The sequence below is a fragment of the Lacinutrix sp. 5H-3-7-4 genome (genome assembly GCF_000211855.2).
Taxonomy (GTDB): domain Bacteria; phylum Bacteroidota; class Bacteroidia; order Flavobacteriales; family Flavobacteriaceae; genus Lacinutrix.
Genome location: NC_015638.1, coordinates 3,133,365 through 3,156,897 on the forward strand (window position 1 = coordinate 3,133,365; position 23,533 = coordinate 3,156,897).

Sequence of the window (23,533 nt, forward strand, 5' to 3'; positions counted from 1 at the left end):
TATTTTAATATTACTATATATTTAACTTTAAAAACATTTTTTTTTTAAAGTTGCGATATCATGCCAAAAATAAAATATATACAAACTTTAATAAAAGTTGGTATATACCGCCAAATTTGTTTGCTAACCGGTACAAAAATGATTATGTTTGGTATATATAATAGTTGGCAATAATGATGAAAAAGAACCTCGAAATAGAATTAGAATATCTGAATTCAGCAATTGACTTGACTGATTTTAATACAATTGAGCGTGGACTAAAATATCATTTACGATTTGAACTCGGTGACCCATATGAAAACGGAACTAAAAAACGAGTAAATCAATCCACAAAACGTGCGACTGAATTATTTGAAAATCACATTGACGAAGATTCAGAAATTTATTTGATTATTTACGACTTCGGAGACGATATGTTTGCTCAGACACCAAACCACATTTACGACTTATTAAAATCGGAAAACATAAAAACCGAACAGTTTACGGAAAATTTGGCGACAAGATATTTTGACCACGAAGACAATATTGAGCGAGAAAAAGGAAAATTAACGATTTGCAAAGCGGAAAGAAATGAAATTAAATACTCTGAAATATTTAATGGAATAGCGAATACCGAAATGGGATTTTCACCAACCATTCATCAACTTGTTTATTTTTTTGAACCGAGAACTAAAAAATGGTTTTGGATGTACGATGACAGAGGTTGTTTAATGTTCAGCGACAAAATATCGGACTTAAAACAGAACCTGATAAAATTTGACAATTGGATAGTGGAAAATCAAAGAGATGAAATGGAAAAACAATTTGAACAAATCACTATTGCCAACAATGTATAACCGCAATTACGGCGGATTCGACTACGTCCGAATCCACTCGGAATTGCTAACGTCTGTGCTAAACCGAAAAATTTACGTACTTTAACCCGTAACTGACGGTTATACGAGACCGTTCTGGTTAATGCTGCGCTACGCTTGCATTAACCAGAACCGCCGACGAGCCGCAGAGTTCTTGTTGACTGCAAAGCTTCGCTTCGCACTAAACAAGAACTCTGCCTATAAGTCATTTTTAACGAAATCAAATAACTTCGTCATATTTGATTTCGCCAAAAACAACTCATAGTCGTCGGCGGTTCTAATTAATTTAACAAATAATACGGAATCGTTCGTGATTTAGAAGGAATATAGACGGGATGTATACAAGTTAATTTACTTGCAAGTCTTTAACGATTGGCATCGTAGAAATGCATTTCTAAACGTTGTTAACGTATTAAAGACTTAAGTTAAGATAGCAAAAAAAAATGAGAAAGTCAAATGCTATCTTATATACAGAGCTCTTATGCCTTATAAATCATCACGTGTGCAACTACCCTTATACAAGGTATAAAGGTAATAACACACGATCTCACGAGTGCTTCTATAGCATATCTGGTACTGGATTTGTTAAACTACGTTTTTTTGGTTACAGCTTAAAAGCTGAATGTGCTGTAAAAAACTTATCAGAACGCCGTATACAAGTCATACCTTACATGTCTTTTTATTTTAGATAGTCTAATTTATTTATTTAAACTATCTTTAGTTTTGGATATGAGTCGGTACGACTCGTATACATAAACGTTAGGCAACATTAAGACGAATGAACTACATTAAAATATTTGCAATTTCAATTTTATTATTTAGCTGTTCAGAAAATAAAAATACTACAACTGACCTAGAAAAAATTGGATTGACTGGACAAGTGAAAAGCCTAAAGTTTGAACACACAAAAAATGAAAAAGAAGATGAAAATAGCTTTTACATTGATAATGAATTTTACTTCAATGAAAATGGAATGATATCCGAACAGAATCAGTATTCGTCCGAAGGTTTATTACATTTTCATTCTTTTAATTATGATGAAAAGAACCTTTTGATTTCGAAAACATATTTCAATGGTTCAAGGGAATTTGTAAGTAAATCCAAAATTGAAAACGTACTAAATAAAAAAAGAAAATTAATTATGCAATCTGAATACAGAGCTTTAGGAAACTCTTTAACAGATTCAATAAATTTAAAATACAGTGTGTTTCCTTACCAAATAACAGAGTTTTTATATGATTCAAATTGGAATTTGATTAAGTTTAATGTTTACGATAGATTTTCCTCAAATATCAAAGATGTTACTGAATTGAATAACGGAAAAATAGTAAAAAACTCAATCGTTGTTATTGAAGATGGAGAAATTTTTAGCGAAAGTATTTATGATTGTGTTAAGTATGATTCTAAAAAAAACTGCATCAGATATAAAGCTACGGGAATTGATTCAACAGAATCTTTTATAAATGCAAGAATTGAATATTATAAATAACGTTGCCTAACAACGTATATAATCCATTGCTAGTACTAGCCTACTTACGAAAATCCTCGCGGATTTTCTATCTGGTTTTTATTTGCTAAATTACGTGCTAAACTACGCAACGTATCATATACAAAACCGTTCTAATTAATTTAACAAATAATACGGAATCGTTCGTGATTTAGAAGGAATATAGACGGGATGTATACAAGTTAATTTACTTGCAAGTCTTTAACGATTGGCATCGTAGAAATGCATTTCTAAACGTTGTTAACGTATTAAAGACTTAAGTTAAGATAGCAAAAAAAAATGAGAAAGTCAAATGCTATCTTATATACAGAGCTCTTATGCCTTATAAATCATCACGTGTGCAACTACCCTTATACAAGGTATAAAGGTAATAACACACGATCTCACGAGTGCTTCTATAGCATATCTGGTACTGGATTTGTTAAACTACGTTTTTTTGGTTACAGCTTAAAAGCTGAATGTGCTGTAAAAAACTTATCAGAACGCCGTATACAAGTCATACCTTACATGTCTTTTTATTTTAGATAGTCTAATTTATTTATTTAAACTATCTTTAGTTTTGGATATGAGTCGGTACGACTCGTATACATAAACGTTGTAACACATTTGACCAAACTACCGCAAATGAATGAAATTAAGATACCTTTAAGCAAAACGAAAATCATATTAATTATGATTGGCGCATTAGCATTTGTTATTGGTGGAGCTTGGGGAGTTTTAGAACCTGAAAGATTTGCATCTATTCGTTATCCGAAAAACATTGTTTTTATAAGTGGACTAGCAGGAGTTTTATTCTTTGGACTTTGTTTCGTTTTTATAGCTAAAAAAGTCTTTAGCAGAAAAGCAGGTTTAACTATAAATGATGACGGAATTATTGACAACTCAAACGCTACAAGTGTTGGACTTATAGAATGGAAAGATATAACTGGAATAAAATCTTGGGGAACAGGTTCAGCAAAAGTTATTGTCGTTTTGACTTCTGAGCCAGAAAAATATATTGAACGTTCAAAGAACTTTATTTCAAAAAAAGCAATGAAAGCGAATAATAGAATCTATGGTTCACCATTGTCAATTATTTCGAACTCATTGAGAATAAATTTCTCGGAATTAGAAAAACTGATTTCGGAACAAATTGAGAAACGGAAAAAATAAAAAAACGTGTTACAACACCGTATATAATTTATTGCTAGTTATAGCCTACTTACGAAAGTCCTCGCGGACTTTCTATTCGGTTTTTATTTGCTAAATTAGTTGCTTATACACGTAACAAACCATATACAACAACGTTGGCATTCATTATGACCCGTCCTGAATAAAGGCTACATAATTTTAAACATTATGTACAAAAACGACAAAGTAATTAGACGGTATTCAGAACCTTTTAAATTAAAAATTTTAGCCGAACTTACAACCGGAAAACACACAAAAAGCGAACTTTGTAAACTCTACTCTATTGCACCTACAACTGTAAACGAGTGGATTAAAAAATACAATCGTAAAGACTTAATGAACACCAGAGTAAAAGTGGAAACTAAAGACGAAATATCTAGAATTAAAGCGCTACAAAAAGAGAATGAAAAACTTAAAAAGCTACTGCTTAAAAAGGATCTCGATGCTATGGTAGAAGAATCTTACCTGGAAGTAGCTGCTGAAAAATTAGGATATAAAAATGTTCAGCAACTTAAAAAAAAACTCAATATCTAGCCTTTATTAAAACTAGAAATAGAGCTAAGGGATTTGCTTCTTTATCAACTATAGTTAATTGTTTTGGACTTAAACGTGATGCGTATTATAAATACAAATCTAGAGCTGATAAACGTTTAAAAATAGAACAACAAATTATAGAAATTGTAAGTAAAAGACGTAAATCCCTTCCTAGAGAAGGCGTGCGTAAACTCGAAAAATCACTAAAAGACGATTTTATCAAAGCTAACTTAAAAGTTGGTAGAGATGCTTTGTTTAACGTGCTTAGAAAACACCAAATGCTGACTCTTAGAAAGAAAACTAGTGCCAGAACAACGAATTCTTATCATCGCTTTTACAAATATAATAACCTGATAAAAGATATGGAAATTACAAGGCCAAATCAAGTGTGGGTAAGTGATATAACATACATAAGAACTATTAAAGGTTTTTGTTATCTCGCTTTAATAACAGATATGCACTCTCGCAAAATTGTTGGCTATGATCTTAGTGATAGCTTGGAACTAAAAGGATGTGTAAGAGCGTTAAATAAAGCTATTTATCAAGCTAAAAACATTAAACAACTTATTCATCATTCCGATAGAGGAATACAGTATTGTAGCAATCAATACACCCAAATACTTAAAAGTAAAAAGATAGATATTAGTATGACTGAAGAAAATCATTGTTATGAAAATGCCTTGGCTGAACGCGTAAACGGCATATTAAAAGATGAATTTTATCTCGACCAAACCTTTGATAACGTGGCTCACGCTAAAAGAGCTGCAAAAAATGCAATTAATATATACAATGAAGTAAGATTACATTTATCTTTAGATTATAAAACACCTAATATGGTATATAAATTATCAGCTTAATTCAATTTTAACCTGTAGCCATATTTCAGGACAAGACATTTAACAAACCTATGAAATACATTACAATATTTGCTTTTTTATTATTATTTACGAATTGTGATGCCCAAGAAAAAAAACTTCTTCTTCGTCAAAAATTAATATCTGATTTATCAGAAACACCAATTTATCCGAGATTAACAGAAGACATAAATGGACAAACTAAATGGAAAGAAAATTTTAAATATTTAGACAGTATTGACATTTATTCAATCACATATTTAAGTGATGGTTTGAAAATTAACGGACTTTTGGTTAAGCCCAAGAAAAAAGGGAATTATCCTTGTGTAATATACAATCGAGGTGGAAATAGAGATTTTGGCTCACTTAAAATTGTTCACGGAGCAATTACACTTGGTCAGATTGCAAAAGAAGGTTATGTGGTAATTGCAAGTCAATATAGAGGAAATGGAGGAAGCGAAGGAAAAGAAGAATTTGGTGGCAAAGATGTTAATGATATAACTATTCTAACAGAAGTCTTAAATGAAATTGAAGTTGCTGACACGAATAGAATAGGAATGTACGGCTGGAGTCGTGGCGGAATGATGACATATATAGCATTGACAAAAACCGATAAGATTAAAGCAGCTGTAGTTGGTGGAGCAGTTTCTGATAATTTTAGTTCTATTAAAGATAGACCTGAAATGGAAACAGGTGTTTTATCAGAACTGATTCCAAATTATGCTGAAAATAAAGATGTAGAATTAGAAAAAAGGTCTGCAATAAAATGGGCTGATAAATTCCCGAAAGATGTTCCGATATTAATGCTACACGGAAATTCTGATTGGAGAGTAAAACCAGAACAAAGTCTAAACCTTGCCTTGGAATTTGAAAAAAATAGAATTCCGTACAGACTTATAATGTTTGAAGGAGGCGACCACGGAATTTCTGAACACAAAGATGAAGTTAATGAGCAAGTTTTAAAATGGTTTGACAAGTATTTAAAGAACGCTGAACAATTGCCGAATATGGAATATCACGGAAGATAAAAACGGTGTACAACAAAGAACTGAGTTAAAAAACAAGCAATTTTAAGCTAATTTTGAAACAAAGTTTTCATCATAAGGCAACCCACTTTTTTCAATAGCAAAAGCTTGTTTTAATAGTTTATTTGCCACAGCAATTAATGCTAGTTTTTTACTCTTTCCTTTGGCTACTATTCTGTCAAATGATGCTTTACAAGATTTGTTGTATTAATAGGCTGAAAAGGCTGCTAAAAACAACAAATTTCTAAGTTTTTTATTACCCACTTTACTTATGCGACTTCGTCCTCGCACACTACTTCCCAATACAGAAGTTTGCAAATATATTACCTAATAAATCGTCATTTGTAATAGCTCCAGTTATCTCTCCAAAGTGATATAAAGCTTGCCTAACATCTATAGCCATTAGGTCGCCAGATAATCCAGACTCCAAACCTGCTTTTACTTTATTTATTTCTTCAAAAGCTTTTAATAGCGAATCGTAATGACGTGTGTTTGTTACAATGGTTTCATTATTTCTTAGCGCTCCAGTGTTTACAAAACCTATTAATTTTTCTTTTAATGCCTCTACTCCTATTCCAGATTTAGCTGATAGCAAATGAATATTATCAATTTTAGATTTTAATTCTTCGGTTTCAGATGCGTTTAAAGTATCTATTTTATTTGCAATAATAACTAATGGCTTAAGCGGAAAACGATTTTTTATCTTTTCAATTTCTAAAATTAATCGTTGACTTTCAGTTTGAAACTCTTCAGCAGAAAAAAGCAAAATCACTACTTGTGCTTGCTCCATTTTTTCAAAGGTTTTTTTAATGCCTATGCTTTCTACTACATCTTTAGTTTCTCTAATTCCTGCAGTATCTATAAACCTAAAACCTATTCCTTCAATTACTAATTCATCTTCAATAGTATCGCGAGTGGTTCCTGCAATGTCACTTACAATGGCACGTTCTTCATTTAAAAGGGCATTTAACAATGTAGATTTTCCAACATTTGGTTCTCCTACAATGGCAACTGGTATACCGTTTTTAATTACGTTTCCTACTGCAAAAGAATCTATTAAACGTTTTAATACAAAGGTTATTCGGTTAATTAATTCTTTAAACTGTGTTCTATCTGCGAATTCAACATCTTCTTCTGCAAAATCTAATTCCAATTCTAATAAGCTGGCAAAATTTAAAAGCTCTTCACGAAGTTTTGCAATTTCTGAAGAAAAACCTCCACGCATTTGCTGCATTGCTATTTGGTGCGAGGCTTCATTATCACTCGCAATTAAATCTGCAACAGCTTCTGCCTGACTTAAATCCAGTTTTCCATTTAAAAATGCTCTTAGAGTAAATTCTCCTGCATCTGCCATACGGCAACCGTTTCTTAAAAATAATTGAATTATCTCTTGTTGTATATAAACAGAACCATGACACGAAATCTCTACTACATTTTCTCCTGTATAAGAGTTTGGATTTTTAAAAACCGAAACCAAAACCTCATCTATAATTCTATCTCCATCTACAATATGGCCTAAATGTATAGTGTGTGTTTTTTGCTTTAAAAGTGATTTATTTTTTTTTACAGACTTAAAACCGGCATTAGCAATTGTTATAGCTGCTTCTCCAGAAAGACGAATTATTGCAACTGCGCCAGCGCCAGATGCGGTTGCTAATGCAACTATAGTATCGTTATTAAAACTCATAAATTATATTTTTCCTAAGCGTTTTAGTATAAATAAAAGTATAATTGGTACAGCTAATAAAACAATCATTAAAATACTGGTTTTAAATAACCACGATGCCAAAATTAAGGTTAATACATAGCCTCCAATTGCTCCACCAAAATGAGCGTCATGACCAATATTATCATTTCGGGCTTTCATGCCATAAATAGAATATAACAAATAGCCAACCCCAAAAACATAAGCAGGAATTGGTATAGGAATAAAAAATAAATACAAACTCATACCTGGCTGCAATAGTATTGCCGAGTAAATAATACCCATAACTGCTCCACTTGCTCCAACTGCCGTATAATGATATTCGTTTTTATGAAAATAATATGATAAAACATTACCCAATAATAAACTGCCCAAATAAATTATAACAAAATTTATATCGCCTAGCATACCAACAACAACTGGTGCAAAAAAGTACAACGAAAACATATTAAATATTAAATGTTGCAAATTAACATGCAAGAAACCAGAGCTTAACATTCTAATTTTCTCTCCTCTAATAATTGCGCCAATACTAAACTTGTATTTTTCAAAAAACTCAAAATCGTTGAAACCTTTTAAAGAAGCAATAACATTAGCTCCAATAATTACAAGTGTTATAATATTTATGTCCATTAACTACTTAGTTTTATTTTAAATATAGTATATCTTTGTATTGCAAATCTAAAACTAATTGATGCAATTTTTAGTCTATATTTTAATTTATCCGTTTTTCTGGATAATTTCTATCCTTCCGTTTAAGCTTTTATATGCTTTTTCCGATTTTCTATACCTTTTTATCTATCGTATTTTTGGATACCGAAAGAAAGTTGTAATTAATAATCTACAATTAGTATTTCCTGAAAAGTCTTCAGAAGAAATAAATACAATCACAAAAAAATTCTATCACCACTTGTGTGATATGATTGTAGAGTCTATGAAATCTATGACTATTTCTGAAGCCGAAATGAAAAAACGCTACACTTTTACTAATGTTGAAGTAATAAAGAAACTTGAAAAGGAAAACAGAGATATTATTATTATGTGTGGTCACTACGCAAGTTGGGAGTGGATTTTTATTTTACAAACTTACGTAAGTCATAAAGGTTTTGGCGTATATAAAAGATTAGGAAACAAATATTTTGATAGACTTATAAAACGTATTAGAGCTCGTTATAATAGCCATTTAATCACCACCAAAGAAACTATACAAACTTTAAAAGATGTAAAAGCTAGTGGTGAGTTAAGTATTACTGGGTTTGTTGCAGACCAATCTCCAAAACCAGATAAGGCACACCATTGGAACGAGTTTATGGGAGTAATGGCTCCAATACATACAGGTGCCGAAATGCTTGCTAAGCGATTAGATATGGCTGTTGTGTTTTTTGATGTTAGAAAAGTTGGACGTGGTTATTACCAAACAACATTTAAAACAATTGCAGAAAACCCAAATACATTTGATAATTATGAAATTACAGACATATTTAAAAACTATGTTGAGCAACAGGTAAAAGAAGAACCAGAATATTATTTATGGACTCACAAACGCTGGAAACACCGCGATAAAGTGCCTAAAAAGTTTTTATAAAAAAGGTACTCATTAAAAGCATTACCATTAATACTTTTAATAAATAACCTACTGTTTTTAAAGCTTAAACCAATCTTCTACACGAGTATCTTGCTTTGGTATAAAAGTTTTATGTATAAACTCGTTGTTTGCTTTATTATACTCGTAGTCTTTAGACCATTCTAAGTGGTTTTTAGCTAATGCTATTAAGCTTTCACAAACATAGTCTATCTCATCGCATGTAGTTGTTGGATGTATAGACATACGTATCCAACCTGGTTTATGTGTTAAATCTCCCGAAGTAATTTCACAGGTTAAAGCATTAGACTTCTCACGGTCTACATTTAATAAATAATGCCCATAAGTACCTGCACAACTACAACCGCCACGCGTTTGAATTCCAAAGCGATCGTTTAATATTTTAACTCCTAAATTAAAATGTAAATCTTCAATATAAAATGATACTACACCCAACCTATCTTTTTGGTTTGGAGCTAAAATTTTAATGTTATCTATATCTCCAAGGTTTTTAAATATTAAATGTAATAGTTCATGCTCACGATCTAACATGTTTTTTACACCCATTTGGTCCTTTAGCTTAATTGCTAATGCCGTTTTTATAGTTTGTAAAAATCCAGGTGTTCCACCATCTTCTCTATCTTCTATACTATCTATATATTTGTGTTCTCCCCAAGGATTTGTCCATGATACAGTACCGCCACCTGGACAATCTGGAATCATGTTTTTATATAGTTTTTTATTAAAAACTAAAACACCAGAAGTTCCTGGTCCTCCTAAAAACTTATGAGGAGAAAAGAATATAGCATCTAATGCTTCGTCTTCATCTTCTGGATGCATATTAATATCTACATAAGGTGCAGAGCAAGCAAAATCTACAAAACAAACACCGCCGTGCTTATGCATCATTTTTGCAATTTTATGATGTGGTGTTTGTATTCCTGTAACATTACTACCTGCTATTACAGATGCTATTTTTAATGTACAGTCTTTATATTGCTCTAAAAGCACTTCTAAATTTTTAATACAAAAATTACCATCTTCTCCAGCAGGAATTACTTCTACTTTAGCCATAGTTTCTAGCCATGATGTATGGTTAGAATGGTGCTCCATATGTGTTACAAAAACTACTGGTCGTAACTCATCTGGAATAGTAGCATATTTTCTAATATTCTCTGGTATTTTTAAACCTAAAATACGTTGAAACTTATTTACTACACTTGTCATCCCGTTTCCTGCTACTATTAAAACATCATCTGCATTAGTGTTTACATGACCTTTAATAATATGTCTTGCTTTATGGTAAGCATTCGTCATTGCTGTACCAGATACTGTTGTTTCGGTATGCGTGTTAGCTACAAAAGGTCCAAACTGATTTGTAATTTTCTCTTCAATTGGCCTGTATAATCTACCTGAAGCAGTCCAATCTGTATAAACCATTTTTTGTTTACCGTATGGCGATTCAAACTCTTGGTCTATACCTATTATATGTTTTCTAAATTGAGAAAAATAAGCTTCTAATTCAGATTTTTGTTCTCTTGGTGCTTTTGTAGTAATCATAATTTTTTTTGTGTTACTAAAATACTAAATATTAGCTATTTGCTTAATTTCTGCAATAATCTTATCTGCTAATTCATCTGCTTTTTCTTGTGATAATGCTTCAGTATAAATTCTAATAATAGGCTCGGTGTTGCTTTTACGTAAGTGTACCCAATTATCTGCAAAATCAATTTTCACACCATCAACAGTGTTTAAATTTTCATCTTTATATTTTGCCGCCATTTGCATTAAAATCGCATCAACATCTATTTGTGGCGTTAATGCAATTTTCTTTTTACTCATAAAATAACTTGTATAAGTTTTGCGTAACGCACTAACACTCATTTTCTTTTCGGCTAAAAGTGTTAAAAATAAAGCGACACCAACCAGTGCATCACGGCCATAATGAGATGCTGGATAAATAATTCCTCCATTTCCTTCACCACCAATTACAGCATTATTTTTTTTCATTAAAGCTACTACATTTACTTCTCCAACTGCACTAGCTTCATACGTTCCGCCATGTTTTTCTGTAACATCTCTTAGTGCTCGAGTTGAGCTCATGTTACTTACTGTATTTCCTGGATTTTTACTTAAAACATGATCTGCACAAGCTACTAAAGTGTATTCTTCGCCAAACATATCTCCGTTTTCGTCCATAAATGCTAATCTGTCTACATCTGGATCTACTACAATTCCAAAATCTGCATTATGTTTTTGTACCTCTGCAGATAAATCTGTTAAATGTTCTTTAAGCGGTTCTGGATTATGAGGAAAATGTCCGTTAGGTTCACAATATAATTTTACTGCTTCTACACCTAAACGTTCTAAAAGCAAAGGTATTGCAATACCTCCTGTTGAATTAACTCCATCTACAACAACTTTAAAATTAGCTGCTTCAATAGCACTTTTATCTACATATTCTAGTTCTAAAACCTCATCTATATGCAAATCTATATAAGCTTGATTTTTAGTTATTTTTCCTAAATTATCTACATCTACAAACGCCATGGCATCGCTTTCTGCGATATCTAGAATTTTTGCACCTTCTACTGCATCTAAAAATTCTCCTTTTGCATTTAATAATTTTAATGCATTCCATTGTTTTGGGTTATGACTTGCAGTTAAAATTATACCTCCATCAGCATGTTCCATAGGTACTGCAATTTCAACTGTTGGCGTAGTAGACAAACCTAAATCTATAACATGAATACCCAATCCTACCAGAGTATTCATTACTAAATTCTGTATCATTTCTCCAGATATTCTTGCATCACGCCCAACAACCACACGATAATCTTTTTTATCACGTTGTGATTTTAACCATATACCGTAAGCAGATGCAAACTTTACAGCATCAATTGGTGTAAGGTTATCGCCAACGTTTCCGCCTATTGTACCTCGAATTCCTGAAATAGATTTTATTAGTGTCATAAATTATTTTCTTAATTATTGCACAAATATACTATTTCAAAAGCGTAATTATAAATTATGAATTTGTAAATTGACGATTGTAAATAATCTAACTAAATTATTCCTGCCTCTGCAGGAAAAACTATGAATTTCCTAGCGCACATTTATCTTTCTGGTAACAATAAACAAATAACTATTGGTAATTTTATTGCTGATGGTATTCGAGGTAAAAAATATCTTAAATACCCAAAAGATATACAAACCGGTATTTTATTACATCGCCAGATTGATACGTTTACAGATGCACATAAAACAGTTAGAGTTAGCACAAAAAGGCTTCACAAAAATTACGGGCATTATTCTGGTGTAATTGTAGATATTTTATATGATCACTTCTTGGCTAAAAACTGGAGCCAATATTCTAATGTGCCTTTAGCAGAATATATTGAAGATTTCTACACTAATTTACAAGATAATTTTGAAATACTTCCTTCTAGAATTCAAAAAATGATGCCTTATATGATTTCAGACAACTGGCTTTTAAGCTATGCCTCAATAGAAGGCATTGCAAAAGTTTTAGATGGTATGAATCGTAGAACACAAAATCGTTCGCAAATGAATTTAGCCATAAACGAACTCCAAGAATTCTATAATGATTTTGAAGACGAGTTTACCAAATTTTTTGATGAACTCATCCACTTTTCTGCAAAAAAATTAAAAGAAATAGAAAACCGATAAACTACTTTACTACCGTAATATGAAATTACAAAACACGCTAATTTATTTAGCAGTATTAACAGTCTTTTTCTCTTGTAAAAAAGAAGAACCAATACGTGGATTAATTACTAAAAATGCTATGGTTGTTTCTGCTAGAACAGAAGCTTCTAATATTGGCAAACAAATTTTAGAGCAAGGCGGAAACGCTTTTGATGCTATGATGGCTACAGATTTAGCTTTAGCAGTTGCTTATCCTTATGCCGGAAATCTTGGTGGTGGCGGTTTTATGGTTTATAGACTTAACAGTGGTAAAATTGGTGCCATAGATTATAGAGAAAAAGCGCCTTTAGCTGCAACAAAAAACATGTATTTAGATTCAATAGGCAACGTTATACCACATTTAAGTACTCGCGGTGCAATGGCTGTTGGTGTTCCATGTACTGTTGCTGGTGTTTTTGAGGTGCATAAAAAGTTTGGTTCTTTACCAATTACAACCATAATTAAACCTGTAATAGAATTAGCTAAAAAAGGATTTGTAGTTACAAAAAAACAAGAAGTTAGATTAGCCGAAAAATTAAAAGATTTTAAAATCACCAATAAAGATTCTATTCTTTTTACAAAAGTTTGGAAAAAAAACGACACCATAAAACAGCCACATTTAGCTAAAACCTTAACTCGTATTATGAATAATGGCAGCGATGAGTTTTATAAAGGACAAACAGCTAAAATATTAGCTAGATTTATTCAGGAAAATGGCGGTATAATAACCAAAGAAGATTTAGCTAATTACAAACCAGTATGGAGAGAACCAATTACTTTTAATTATGATGATTTACGTATAATTTCTATGTCTCCACCATCAAGCGGTGGTGTGGCAATGGCACAAGTTTTAAAATCTGTAGAAGCTTTTGATTTAGATAAATTTGGACACAACTCCGTAAAAACTATTCAAGTATTAGCAGAAGCAGAACGTCGTGCCTATGCCGATAGAAGTTACTATTTAGGTGATCCAGATTTTACTAACATACCACAAGATAAATTAATAAGTGATGCTTATTTAAAAAACAGAATGGCAAGTTTTTCATTTAAAAAAGCAACACCATCAAGTGAAGTTTCTCATGGCACTATAGATATTGTTGAAAGTAACGAAACCACGCACTACTCTATTATAGACCAATTTGGAAATGCTATTGCTGTAACCACAACTTTAAATTCTGGTTACGGTTCTAAACTATATTGCCAAGAATTAGGTTTCTTTTTAAATAACGAAATGGACGATTTCTCTAGCAAACCTGGCATACCAAATGTTTATGGTTTAATTGGCGCTGAAGCCAATGCCATTTTACCAGAAAAACGCATGTTAAGTTCTATGACACCAACTATTGTAGAAAAAGACGGTAAACTTTTAATGAGCGTTGGAACTCCTGGCGGATCTACAATTATAACATCAGTATTACAAACTATTTTAAATGTGCATGAATTTAAAATGAGTATGAAAGAAGCTGTTGAAGCACCACGTTTTCATCACCAATGGTTACCAGACGAAATTAGAATGGAACCAAACCGTTTTAGTAACGACACCATTTTAGCTTTACAACAAAAAGGGTACACCATAAATGAAGAACGCTCACCTGTTATTGGCATTGTTGATGGTATTTTAGTTTTGCCAAATGGTACGCTTGAAGGTGGCGCAGATTCTCGTGGTGACGATGCTGCCGCAGGATTTTAAAACTTACCATATATTTTTCAGTATTTTTGCACAAAAATTAGCCTAGCTTAAAAGTATTTTTATCTATATATAATGAGTAAAAAGAAAAAACTTACAGTAAAAAAAGTATTAAAAGTTATTGCAGGAATTATAGTGTTCTTTACCCTACCAACACTACTACTCTATGGTTTTGTTTACTTTAAATATAATGAAGAGTTACCTCAAGGTGAAAATACACCACAAGCAGATATTTTAGCAAATAAAATGCTAACTGCTTTAAATTTTGAAGCTTACAAAACAACAGATTATATTGAGTGGACTTTTAAAAAACGTCATCACTATAAATGGAATAAAGCAAAAAACACTTGTGAAGTTTACTGGAAAAACTACAAAGTAAATCTAGATTTAAACAACAAGTTTAATAGTAAAGTGTTTAAAAACGAAACACCAATTACTAGCCAAGACAAAAATGAACTTATTGAAAAAGCAATCACTTATTTTAATAACGATTCTTTTTGGCTTGTTGCACCATACAAAGTGTTTGATAATGGTACAACAAGAAGTATTGTTACAAAAGAAAACAATGAAAAAGCGTTATTAGTAACTTATAATTCTGGTGGTTCAACACCTGGAGATTCATACCTTTGGCATCTTGATGAAGAACACAAACCAAAAAGTTTTCAAATGTGGGTAGACATCCTACCTATTGGTGGCTTAAAAGCAACGTGGAACGACTGGAAAACAACCAAAACCGGAGCTCAATTACCAACATTTCATAAAATGATGGTTTTAGGTATTGAAATTGAAAATATTAAAACCAAACAATCATTATAGTTACTATTTACTCTTCTGCCCAACAAACTGCTGTGCTTTCACCTTAAAAAGTACATTAAAGGTTGTTAAGCTTCCGTAGCTTCGTGTAATATATTGTTGTAAATCTATTTTCTCTTGTTCGTCTAGATTTTTACTTGAATTTATTTTTTGCTCCATAACTCGCAAACGGTCACGAACCATAGTGATTTTATGAAAAAAATCATCTATTTTAATTTCTTTGCTTTTTAAATTGGTATCTCCTGGCTCTAAAATTAGTTTTCCGCCTTTCCATTTATCACCAATATGCACAACTTCACTAACGTCGCTATACTTTTTCAGCAAACGCATAAAGCTTTGTTCTACATCAAAAAAACTAACTGTATCTACTTCATTTTCTGCTGCTTCAATAACCTCTATACTTTCATCTAAATCAATAGTTTCTAGTCCGTTTTCAATAAAAGTTACCCAATACTGTTTATTATCAACATTTGTAATAACACCTTTACCAAACTTAGTGTGATTTATTCTTGAACCTATTCCTAATATTTTCATTTTAATTATTTTTCAAAGTTATTTTTACAAGCTAAATGTATCATTTATTTTATTGAATAAAAATTTAAAATTTGTTTGTTAACAATTTCTAAAAGCACTTGATAATTCTATTTTTCTATAGTATTTTTAAAATAAAAACAAATTATCATGAAATTACTTACAACCATCTGCTTTATAGCCTTAAGCTTATCTTTAAGCGCAAAAAACTCAAATTTAATTTTACAAAATATGCCAGAAGTTGGTGATCAATATATTGTAAATGAAAATACAAGTGAAACTTACAAGCATATTAATTTTCCAAGACCAAATATTTTAGTTAAACGTGGTGCAGTTGCAAGCTATAATAGTGTAAAAGATGCTATTATTACAGTAACTAATGTTGCTAAAAATAAAAATGGCGAAACAATTATTACCGTAGAAAGAAAAGACGGCACAAAGTTTTTTGGCTTTTTAAAGTCGGCAGAAATTAATTATGAAAAAGCATTAGAAGCTAAAGAAATAGCTAAACTTAAAGCTTAATTAGCACGCTTAAAACATTAAGTATCATCACTATTTCTATAAACTAAACTCACAATATTATTACAACAAAAACGCGTATCTTTACACCTTTTCTTAATGTAAAAAGGAAGGACAATAATTTATGACCAATTACGAAGAAAACATTGAGGTACAAGGTGCCAGAGTTCACAATTTAAAAAATATAGATGTTACCATACCAAGAGAAAAACTAGTTGTTATTACTGGTTTATCTGGTAGCGGAAAATCTTCTCTGGCGTTTGATACTATTTATGCTGAAGGACAACGGCGTTACATTGAAACTTTCTCTGCATATGCAAGACAATTTTTAGGTGGTTTAGAACGTCCAGATGTTGATAAAATTGATGGCTTATCTCCTGTAATTGCTATAGAACAAAAAACAACCAGTAAATCACCAAGATCTACTGTTGGCACTATTACAGAAATTTACGACTTTTTACGTTTACTTTATGCTCGTGCTAGTGATGCGTACAGTTATAATACTGGCGAGAAAATGGTAAGCTATAGCGACGAGCAAATAAAAAAGTTAATTATAGAAAGTTATAAAGGAAAAAGAATTAACATACTTTCTCCTGTTATACGTTCTAGAAAAGGACATTATCGTGAATTGTTCGAGCAAATTGCAAAACAAGGTTTTGTAAAAGTTAGAACCGATGGTGAAATTAAAGATTTAGTTAAAGGCATGAAGCTAGATCGTTATAAAAACCACGATATAGAAATTGTTATTGATAGACTTAAAGTTGATGATAATATTGCAAATGATAAACGATTAGATGAAACTATAAACACAGCCATGTATCATGGTGACGATGTTTTAATGGTTATAGATCAAGATACGCAAGAAGCTCGTTATTTTAGTAGAAATTTAATGTGCCCAAGTTCGGGAATATCATATCCAAATCCAGAGCCAAATAATTTTTCATTTAACTCACCAAAAGGTGCTTGCCCAAATTGTAACGGAATTGGTGATTTATATCAAGTAAATGAAAGAAAAATTGTTCCAGACAATACGCTTTCTATTAAAAACGGCGCATTAGCACCACACGGTCCAGAAAAGAAAAGCTGGATTTTTAAGCAACTACAACTTATTGCAGAGCGGTTTAATTTTAAATTAACAGACCCTTATAAAGATATACCAAACGAAGCAAAACAAATTATTTTATACGGTGGTAATGATAAGTTTTCTGTTGAAAGTAAAACGCTAGGTATAACCAGAGATTATAATATAGATTTTGAAGGTGTTGCAAATTTTATAGAAAACCAATACAAAACGGCAGAATCTCGATCTTTAAAACGTTGGGCAAAAGATTATATGGACAAGATTAAATGTCCCGTTTGCGAAGGCTCAAGACTTAGAAAAGAATCTCTTTATTTTAAAGTAGCCGAAAAAAACATTGCAGAATTAGCAAATAAAGACATTGTTGATTTAGCAGAATGGTTTCAAGATTTAGAAAAACATCTTAGCGATAAGCAAATTAAAATTGCTGAAGAAATAATTAAAGAAATAAAAGCCAGACTTCAGTTTTTACTGGATGTCGGTCTAAATTACCTATCCTTAAACCGAAGCTCTAAATCACTTTCTGGTGGCGAAGCACAACGTATTCGATTAGCAACACAAATTGGTTCGCAATTGGTTGGTGTTTTATATATTTTAGATGAACCAAGTATTGGTTTACACCAGCGTGATAACGAAAAACTAATAAACTCATTAGTTTCGCTTCGTGATATTGGAAACTCGGTAATTGTTGTTGAGCATGATAAAGATATGATTGAAAGAGCAGATCATGTTATAGACATTGGACCAAGAGCAGGAAAACATGGAGGAGAAATTATAAGCGAAGGCACACCAAAGCAATTATTAAAAGAAAACACACTTACTGCTGCATACCTAAATGGCAAAAAAGAAATTGAAGTTCCTAAAAAACGCCGTGAAGGCAATGGTAAGTTTATAGAGCTTAAAGGCTGTACCGGAAATAATTTAAAAAATGTTTCGGTTAAATTTCCTTTAGGAAAAATGATTGGAGTTACTGGCGTTTCTGGCAGCGGAAAATCTACACTTATTAACGAAACTTTATACCCTATTCTTAACGCCTACTATTATAACGGTGTAAAAAAACCCATGCCATACAAAAGTATTAAAGGTTTAGAGCATTGCGATAAAGTTATAGATATAAACCAATCTCCAATAGGTAGAACACCAAGAAGTAATCCTGCAACATACACAGGTACTTTTAGTGAAATAAGAAGTTTATTTGCTAAAATACCAGAAGCCATGATACGTGGTTACAAACCCGGCAGATTTAGCTTTAACGTAAAAGGCGGTCGTTGTGAAACTTGCAAAGGTGGCGGTTTACGTGTTATAGAAATGAATTTCCTTCCAGATGTTTATGTAGAATGTGAAACATGCCAAGGTAAACGTTTTAACCGTGAAACCTTAGAAATTAGATACAAAGGAAAAAGTATTAGCGATGTTTTAAACATGACAATTAATGAAGGTGTTGATTTTTTTGAAAACATACCAAAAATTCATAAAAAACTTAAAACCATAAAAGATGTTGGTTTAGGCTATATTACTTTAGGCCAACAGAGCACAACGCTTTCTGGTGGAGAAGCCCAACGCATTAAATTAGCCACAGAGTTAAGTAAAAGAGATACAGGAAACACGTTTTATATTTTAGATGAACCAACTACCGGACTACACTTTGAAGACATTAGAGTACTTATGCTAGTACTAAACAAATTAGCAGATAAAGGTAATACCGTTTTAATAATCGAGCATAATCTTGATGTAATTAAAACCGTAGACCATATTATAGATGTTGGTTACGAAGGTGGTCAAGGTGGCGGACAAATAATTGTTGAAGGTACTCCAGAAAAAGTTGCTAAACATAAAAAAAGTTATACTGCAAGATTTTTAAAAAAAGAGCTTAATTAAATTAAAAAATACAATTGTGTGCTTTATCAGTTTGTTAACAGTAAGGCGTTTTAATATTTTGTATATTTAAAATAGTTAACCATAAAAATCAAAAAATTATGAGAAGTATACTTTGGCTTGTAGCCGTAATTTGTATTATAATGTGGCTTTTAGGCTTTTTAGGTGTAATGCCAGGATTAGATGGTAATAGTTTAATTCACATTTTATTAGTAATCGCAGTTATAGTAATTCTTTATAACATTATTTCAGGCAGAAAACCACTATAAAAATTTAGTTTAAACATATTAAAAAAGGCAACCAAAATGGTTGCCTTTTTTTATTTCAATATTTTAAGCTTAAAGTCACTATTTCTGTTAAATTTGTGATGCTGAAAATTATGCAACGTATTATTAATAAAAAACACTAATTACATCTTTCAAATATAGAAAGTAAATAACATTATATACATGAGAAAAGAACAACATCACAAAGGTTGGAATGAAAATAAAACAAACGATTCTTGGGCAATCTTCAAAATTATGGGAGAGTTTGTTAACGGGTTTGAAAAAATGAGTCAAATTGGACCTTGTGTTTCAATTTTTGGTTCAGCAAGAACAAAACCAGATCATAAATATTATAAACTAGCTGAAAACGTAGCAAAACGTATTTGCGAAGCAGGTTATGGTGTAATTACTGGTGGTGGACCAGGTATTATGGAAGCAGGTAACAAAGGTGCACATTTAGCAGGAGGAACATCTGTTGGATTAAACATAGAATTACCTTTCGAGCAACATGACAATCCATATATTGATAATGATAAAAGTCTGGATTTCGATTATTTCTTTGTTCGTAAAGTAATGTTTGTAAAATACTCTCAAGGTTTTGTTGTTATGCCAGGTGGTTTTGGTACACTAGACGAGCTTTTTGAAGCCATTACACTTATACAAACAAACAAAATCGAAAAATTCCCAATCATACTTGTTGGTACAGACTTTTGGTCTGGATTAATTGATTGGGTTAAAGAAACTGTTTTAGATAAATTTACTAACGTAAGTCCTGGAGATTTAGATTTAATTCACCTTGTAGATACAGAAGAAGAAGTAGTAACTATTTTAGACGCTTTCTATAAAGAATACAACTTAAGTCCAAACTTCTAAAAGTTAAACTGTTAAATTGGCATACGTTTTTAAAAAATTATTACGTTATTAGTAAAAAAAGCGCTGTATATCCTTTGAAAAAGAATTACATATTACTCTCTCTATGCCTTATTTTTAGTAATCTGGTTATTAGCCAAAATACTATTGACATTAAAGCAAACTTTGATGTTTCAACAAAAAGCATACATATTAATCAAACTATAAAGTATTTAAATACTTCTAACAAAGTATTAGACACTATATACTTAAACGATTGGAGTAATAGCTATTCATCTAAAACAACGCCTTTAGCAACACGTTTTGCCGAAGAATTTAAAAACACATTTCATTTTGCAAAAGATGAAGATCGTGGTTTTACACTAATATCTTCTATTAAAGACGAAAATCAAGAACTATATCACTCACGACTAAAACAGCATCCAGATGTTATAAAAGTCGCCTTAAATAAACCACTAGAGCCTGGAAATACTTATAACATCACACTAAATTATACCGTACAAGTGCAAAACGATAAGTTTACACGTTACGGTATAAGTGATGATAATAATTTTATGCTACGTTATTGGTACATTACACCAGCAATATTTAATGGAAAATGGCAATATTATAGTAACAAAGATTTAAATGATGCTTATATACCAAAAGCAGAAATTACAATTGAAGCTAATTACGATGCAGCTTACACATTAATTTCAGAGTTAAATGAAATAAAGTCTGAAGAAAATCAAGGTAGAAAAATAACTACAATACATGGTAAAGACCGCATAAATACAAAATTTACATTAAAACAAAGCAACGATTTTAATACCGTTGAAACAGATTATTTTGCGATACAGTCAAATATAGATACAGAAAATTTACCAAGAACAGATGTTGCAATTATAACAGATAGAGTTACAAAATATATTACTGAAAATATTGGCGAATACCCTCATGAAAAACTACTCTTAACCTGGATAGATTATAAAAAAGAACCAATTTATGGTTTAAATTTATTACCAGATTTTATTCGTCCGTTTCAAGATACATTTCAATACGAAATGAAAATATTAAAAACAGCGTTAAGAAATTACCTTGAAAATGTTGTTTTAATAAACCCAAGAGAAGACCAATGGGTAATAGATGGTATTCAAACCTATTTTTTAATGAAATATGTTGAAGAAAACTATCCTCGGGTAAAGCTTACTGGAACATTAGGCAATATATGGGGCATTAGAGCATTTCATGCAGCAGATTTAAAATTTAATGACCAATATAATCTTGCCTATTTACATATGGCAAGAACAAATCTAGACCAGCCACTAACAATGGCTAAAGACTCTTTATTAAAATACAATAAAAATATTGGTAATAAATATAAAGCAGGATCAGGATTAAGATATTTAAACAGCTATAACAATAGTAAAGTAGCAGAAAATGCAGTAAAACAATTTATAAACGAAAAAAGCTTAAAATCTACAACAGGAATAGATTTCTACCACTATTTAAAAATCAATAGCATTAAAAATATAGATTGGTTTTATGAGGATTTTTTAAACACAAATACTAAAATAGATTACCGTATAAAAAATATAAATAAAAAAGGAGATTCGTTAGTTGTAACATTACTTAATAAAAAAGAAAACAACGTACCAATTTCTTTATTCTCAATTAAAAATGATACAGTTGTAAATAAAATCTGGATTAAAGGTTTTAATGGCGAAAAAACAATTACTATTCCGGGAGCAGATTTAGATAGACTAGCTTTAAACTACGACAAAATTATTCCAGAAGTTAAAGATAGAAATAACTGGAAAGCTGTAAACAAATTATTAGATAAACCAATTCAGTTTAGACTATTTAAAGATGTTGAAGATCCCGATTATAGCCAAATATTTTTTATGCCAGAGTTTGCATATAATCTGTACGATGGTTTTTCGCCAGGACTTAAACTCTATAACAAAACAGTACTTTCAAAAGATTTTCTTTATAAATTTAGTCCTAAATATGGTATAAAAAGTAATGCTTTAGTTGGAAGCGCATATTTAAGTTATATAAACAGAAAAGAGGACGTTAGAAACTTTAGCACAAGATACACAGTACGAGTTGAAAACTATAACTACGCAAAAGACCTATCTTATACAACATTTACACCATCAATTTCATTTGCTTTTAGAGACCCTAAAGATTTAAGAAAAAACAAAAAGCAATATTTAAATTTCAGGTATGTAAGTGTCGATCGCGACGAAGATCCAACAGGAGAATTTGAAATTGAAGGCGAACCAAAATATGGCGTTTTTAATGCTAATTACACTTCAATAAATAATAATTTAAAAAACTTTGGCTCAATAGCAACAGACCTTCAATTAGCTAAAGACTTTGGAAAACTTTCTGCTACTTTAGAATTTAGAAAGTTAACCGAAAAAAATAGACAGTACAATGTAAGAGCATATATTGGTACGTTTTTATACAACAACACATTTCAAGACACCAACTTCTTTAGTTTTGCACTAGATAGACCAACAGACTATTTGTTTGATTATGATTATTTGGGTAGAACCGAAGATGAAGGCATAACCAGCCAACAACTAATTCTTGCCGAAGGTGGTTTTAAATCTCAATTAAAACCTGCTTTTGCAAACCAATGGATTTCAACTATAAATACAAGTACAACTATTTGGCAATACATTATGGCTTATGGCGATGTAGGTTTTGTAAAAAACCATTTTAGCAGTCCAAAATTTGTTTATGATTCAGGCATTCGCTTAAACCTTGTTCAGGATTATTTTGAATTATATTTACCTGTTTACTCCAATAAAGGTTGGGAGATTGCACAGCCAGAATACGATAAAAGCATTCGTTTTATTGTAACATTATCCCCAAATACATTAATAAAATTATTTACTAGACGCTGGTATTAATTAATTGAATTATTTTCAACAGAAATTCATATAATTCAATATTAATAAGTAA

At 31.2% G+C, this 23,533-nt stretch carries 22 protein-coding genes and 1 pseudogene; 17 read left to right on the plus strand and 6 right to left on the minus strand.

Annotation, left to right across the window (positions count from 1 at the left end; all coding sequences use genetic code 11):
• The first annotated feature begins 173 nt into the window (after window positions 1-173).
• From LACAL_RS14110 to LACAL_RS14135, 8 genes are all read left to right on the plus strand, one after another.
• Window positions 174-836 carry a DUF3885 domain-containing protein gene (locus LACAL_RS14110; protein WP_013871437.1) on the plus strand — a complete coding sequence of 221 codons (663 nt, stop codon included), beginning with the start codon at window positions 174-176 and terminating at the stop codon, window positions 834-836.
• A gap of 461 nt (window positions 837-1,297) precedes the next feature.
• A complete protein-coding gene (locus LACAL_RS15235; RefSeq protein WP_013871438.1) occupies window positions 1,298-1,546 on the plus strand; it encodes a hypothetical protein in 249 nt (82 codons plus the stop codon).
• Window positions 1,547-1,632: 86 nt separating this feature from the next.
• Window positions 1,633-2,343 carry a hypothetical protein gene (locus tag LACAL_RS14115; protein WP_013871439.1) on the plus strand — a complete coding sequence of 237 codons (711 nt, stop codon included), beginning with the start codon at window positions 1,633-1,635 and terminating at the stop codon, window positions 2,341-2,343.
• 297 nt (window positions 2,344-2,640) lie between these two features.
• Window positions 2,641-2,889: a hypothetical protein gene (locus LACAL_RS15240; protein WP_013871438.1), complete on the plus strand. Its 249-nt coding sequence runs from the start codon at window positions 2,641-2,643 to the stop codon at window positions 2,887-2,889.
• Window positions 2,890-2,985: 96 nt separating this feature from the next.
• Window positions 2,986-3,513, plus strand: a complete 528-nt coding sequence (locus tag LACAL_RS14120) for an STM3941 family protein (protein ID WP_013871440.1) — start codon at window positions 2,986-2,988, stop codon at window positions 3,511-3,513.
• Window positions 3,514-3,699: 186 nt separating this feature from the next.
• Window positions 3,700-4,065 carry a transposase gene (locus LACAL_RS14125; protein ID WP_013869214.1) on the plus strand — a complete coding sequence of 122 codons (366 nt, stop codon included), beginning with the start codon at window positions 3,700-3,702 and terminating at the stop codon, window positions 4,063-4,065.
• Between the two features lie 5 nt (window positions 4,066-4,070).
• Window positions 4,071-4,922: an IS3 family transposase gene (locus LACAL_RS14130; RefSeq protein WP_013871441.1), complete on the plus strand. Its 852-nt coding sequence runs from the start codon at window positions 4,071-4,073 to the stop codon at window positions 4,920-4,922.
• Between the two features lie 50 nt (window positions 4,923-4,972).
• A complete protein-coding gene (locus tag LACAL_RS14135; RefSeq protein ID WP_013871442.1) occupies window positions 4,973-5,947 on the plus strand; it encodes a S9 family peptidase in 975 nt (324 codons plus the stop codon).
• Window positions 5,948-5,989: 42 nt separating this feature from the next.
• Here the strand turns inward: LACAL_RS14135 and LACAL_RS15245 are convergent.
• The 3 genes and pseudogenes from LACAL_RS15245 to LACAL_RS14145 form a co-directional block, all read right to left on the minus strand.
• Window positions 5,990-6,244: pseudogene (locus tag LACAL_RS15245) on the minus strand (transposase); the annotation flags it as partial.
• Window positions 6,237-7,631, minus strand: coding sequence for a tRNA uridine-5-carboxymethylaminomethyl(34) synthesis GTPase MnmE (gene mnmE / locus LACAL_RS14140; protein WP_013871443.1), 1,395 nt, complete (start codon window positions 7,629-7,631; stop codon window positions 6,237-6,239). The pseudogene LACAL_RS15245 and the gene mnmE, both read right to left, overlap by 8 nt.
• A gap of 3 nt (window positions 7,632-7,634) precedes the next feature.
• Window positions 7,635-8,282 (minus strand): rhomboid family intramembrane serine protease, encoded by a 648-nt coding sequence (locus tag LACAL_RS14145; RefSeq protein WP_013871444.1) that lies wholly within the window; start codon window positions 8,280-8,282, stop codon window positions 7,635-7,637.
• Window positions 8,283-8,343: 61 nt separating this feature from the next.
• Between LACAL_RS14145 and LACAL_RS14150 the strand changes: the two genes are divergently transcribed.
• On the plus strand, window positions 8,344-9,234 hold the full coding sequence (locus tag LACAL_RS14150) for a lysophospholipid acyltransferase family protein (protein WP_013871445.1): 891 nt from the start codon (window positions 8,344-8,346) through the stop codon (window positions 9,232-9,234).
• 57 nt (window positions 9,235-9,291) lie between these two features.
• Here the strand turns inward: LACAL_RS14150 and LACAL_RS14155 are convergent, their stop codons facing one another.
• Both LACAL_RS14155 and glmM read right to left on the minus strand, forming a co-directional pair.
• The gene (locus LACAL_RS14155; RefSeq protein ID WP_013871446.1) at window positions 9,292-10,791 is read right to left on the minus strand and encodes an aminotransferase class V-fold PLP-dependent enzyme; all 1,500 of its coding nucleotides are present in this window, start codon (window positions 10,789-10,791) and stop codon (window positions 9,292-9,294) included.
• A gap of 24 nt (window positions 10,792-10,815) precedes the next feature.
• A complete protein-coding gene (glmM, locus tag LACAL_RS14160) occupies window positions 10,816-12,204 on the minus strand; it encodes a phosphoglucosamine mutase (RefSeq protein WP_013871447.1) in 1,389 nt (462 codons plus the stop codon).
• Window positions 12,205-12,327: 123 nt separating this feature from the next.
• Here glmM and LACAL_RS14165 point away from each other — a divergent pair, with 123 nt between their 5' ends.
• From LACAL_RS14165 to LACAL_RS14175, 3 genes are all read left to right on the plus strand, one after another.
• Window positions 12,328-12,921 (plus strand): ACP phosphodiesterase, encoded by a 594-nt coding sequence (locus LACAL_RS14165; protein ID WP_013871448.1) that lies wholly within the window; start codon window positions 12,328-12,330, stop codon window positions 12,919-12,921.
• Between the two features lie 19 nt (window positions 12,922-12,940).
• Complete coding sequence (gene ggt, locus LACAL_RS14170; RefSeq protein WP_013871449.1) at window positions 12,941-14,629, plus strand: gamma-glutamyltransferase; 1,689 nt, start codon at window positions 12,941-12,943, stop codon at window positions 14,627-14,629.
• 72 nt (window positions 14,630-14,701) lie between these two features.
• Window positions 14,702-15,442: a hypothetical protein gene (locus LACAL_RS14175; RefSeq protein ID WP_013871450.1), complete on the plus strand. Its 741-nt coding sequence runs from the start codon at window positions 14,702-14,704 to the stop codon at window positions 15,440-15,442.
• Between the two features lie 3 nt (window positions 15,443-15,445).
• Here LACAL_RS14175 and LACAL_RS14180 read toward each other — a convergent pair whose 3' ends face one another.
• Window positions 15,446-15,973 carry a hypothetical protein gene (locus tag LACAL_RS14180; RefSeq protein WP_013871451.1) on the minus strand — a complete coding sequence of 176 codons (528 nt, stop codon included), beginning with the start codon at window positions 15,971-15,973 and terminating at the stop codon, window positions 15,446-15,448.
• A 147-nt stretch (window positions 15,974-16,120) separates the two neighbouring features.
• Here LACAL_RS14180 and LACAL_RS14185 point away from each other — a divergent pair, with 147 nt between their 5' ends.
• From LACAL_RS14185 to LACAL_RS14205, 5 genes are all read left to right on the plus strand, one after another.
• Complete coding sequence (locus LACAL_RS14185) at window positions 16,121-16,492, plus strand: hypothetical protein (protein WP_013871452.1); 372 nt, start codon at window positions 16,121-16,123, stop codon at window positions 16,490-16,492.
• 121 nt (window positions 16,493-16,613) lie between these two features.
• The gene (gene uvrA, locus LACAL_RS14190; protein WP_013871453.1) at window positions 16,614-19,445 is read left to right on the plus strand and encodes an excinuclease ABC subunit UvrA; all 2,832 of its coding nucleotides are present in this window, start codon (window positions 16,614-16,616) and stop codon (window positions 19,443-19,445) included.
• 98 nt (window positions 19,446-19,543) lie between these two features.
• On the plus strand, window positions 19,544-19,711 hold the full coding sequence (locus tag LACAL_RS15360; protein ID WP_013871454.1) for a lmo0937 family membrane protein: 168 nt from the start codon (window positions 19,544-19,546) through the stop codon (window positions 19,709-19,711).
• Between the two features lie 180 nt (window positions 19,712-19,891).
• Complete coding sequence (locus LACAL_RS14200; protein WP_013871455.1) at window positions 19,892-20,581, plus strand: TIGR00730 family Rossman fold protein; 690 nt, start codon at window positions 19,892-19,894, stop codon at window positions 20,579-20,581.
• 74 nt (window positions 20,582-20,655) lie between these two features.
• On the plus strand, window positions 20,656-23,481 hold the full coding sequence (locus tag LACAL_RS14205) for a metalloprotease (RefSeq protein WP_013871456.1): 2,826 nt from the start codon (window positions 20,656-20,658) through the stop codon (window positions 23,479-23,481).
• Window positions 23,482-23,533: the final 52 nt, after the last annotated feature.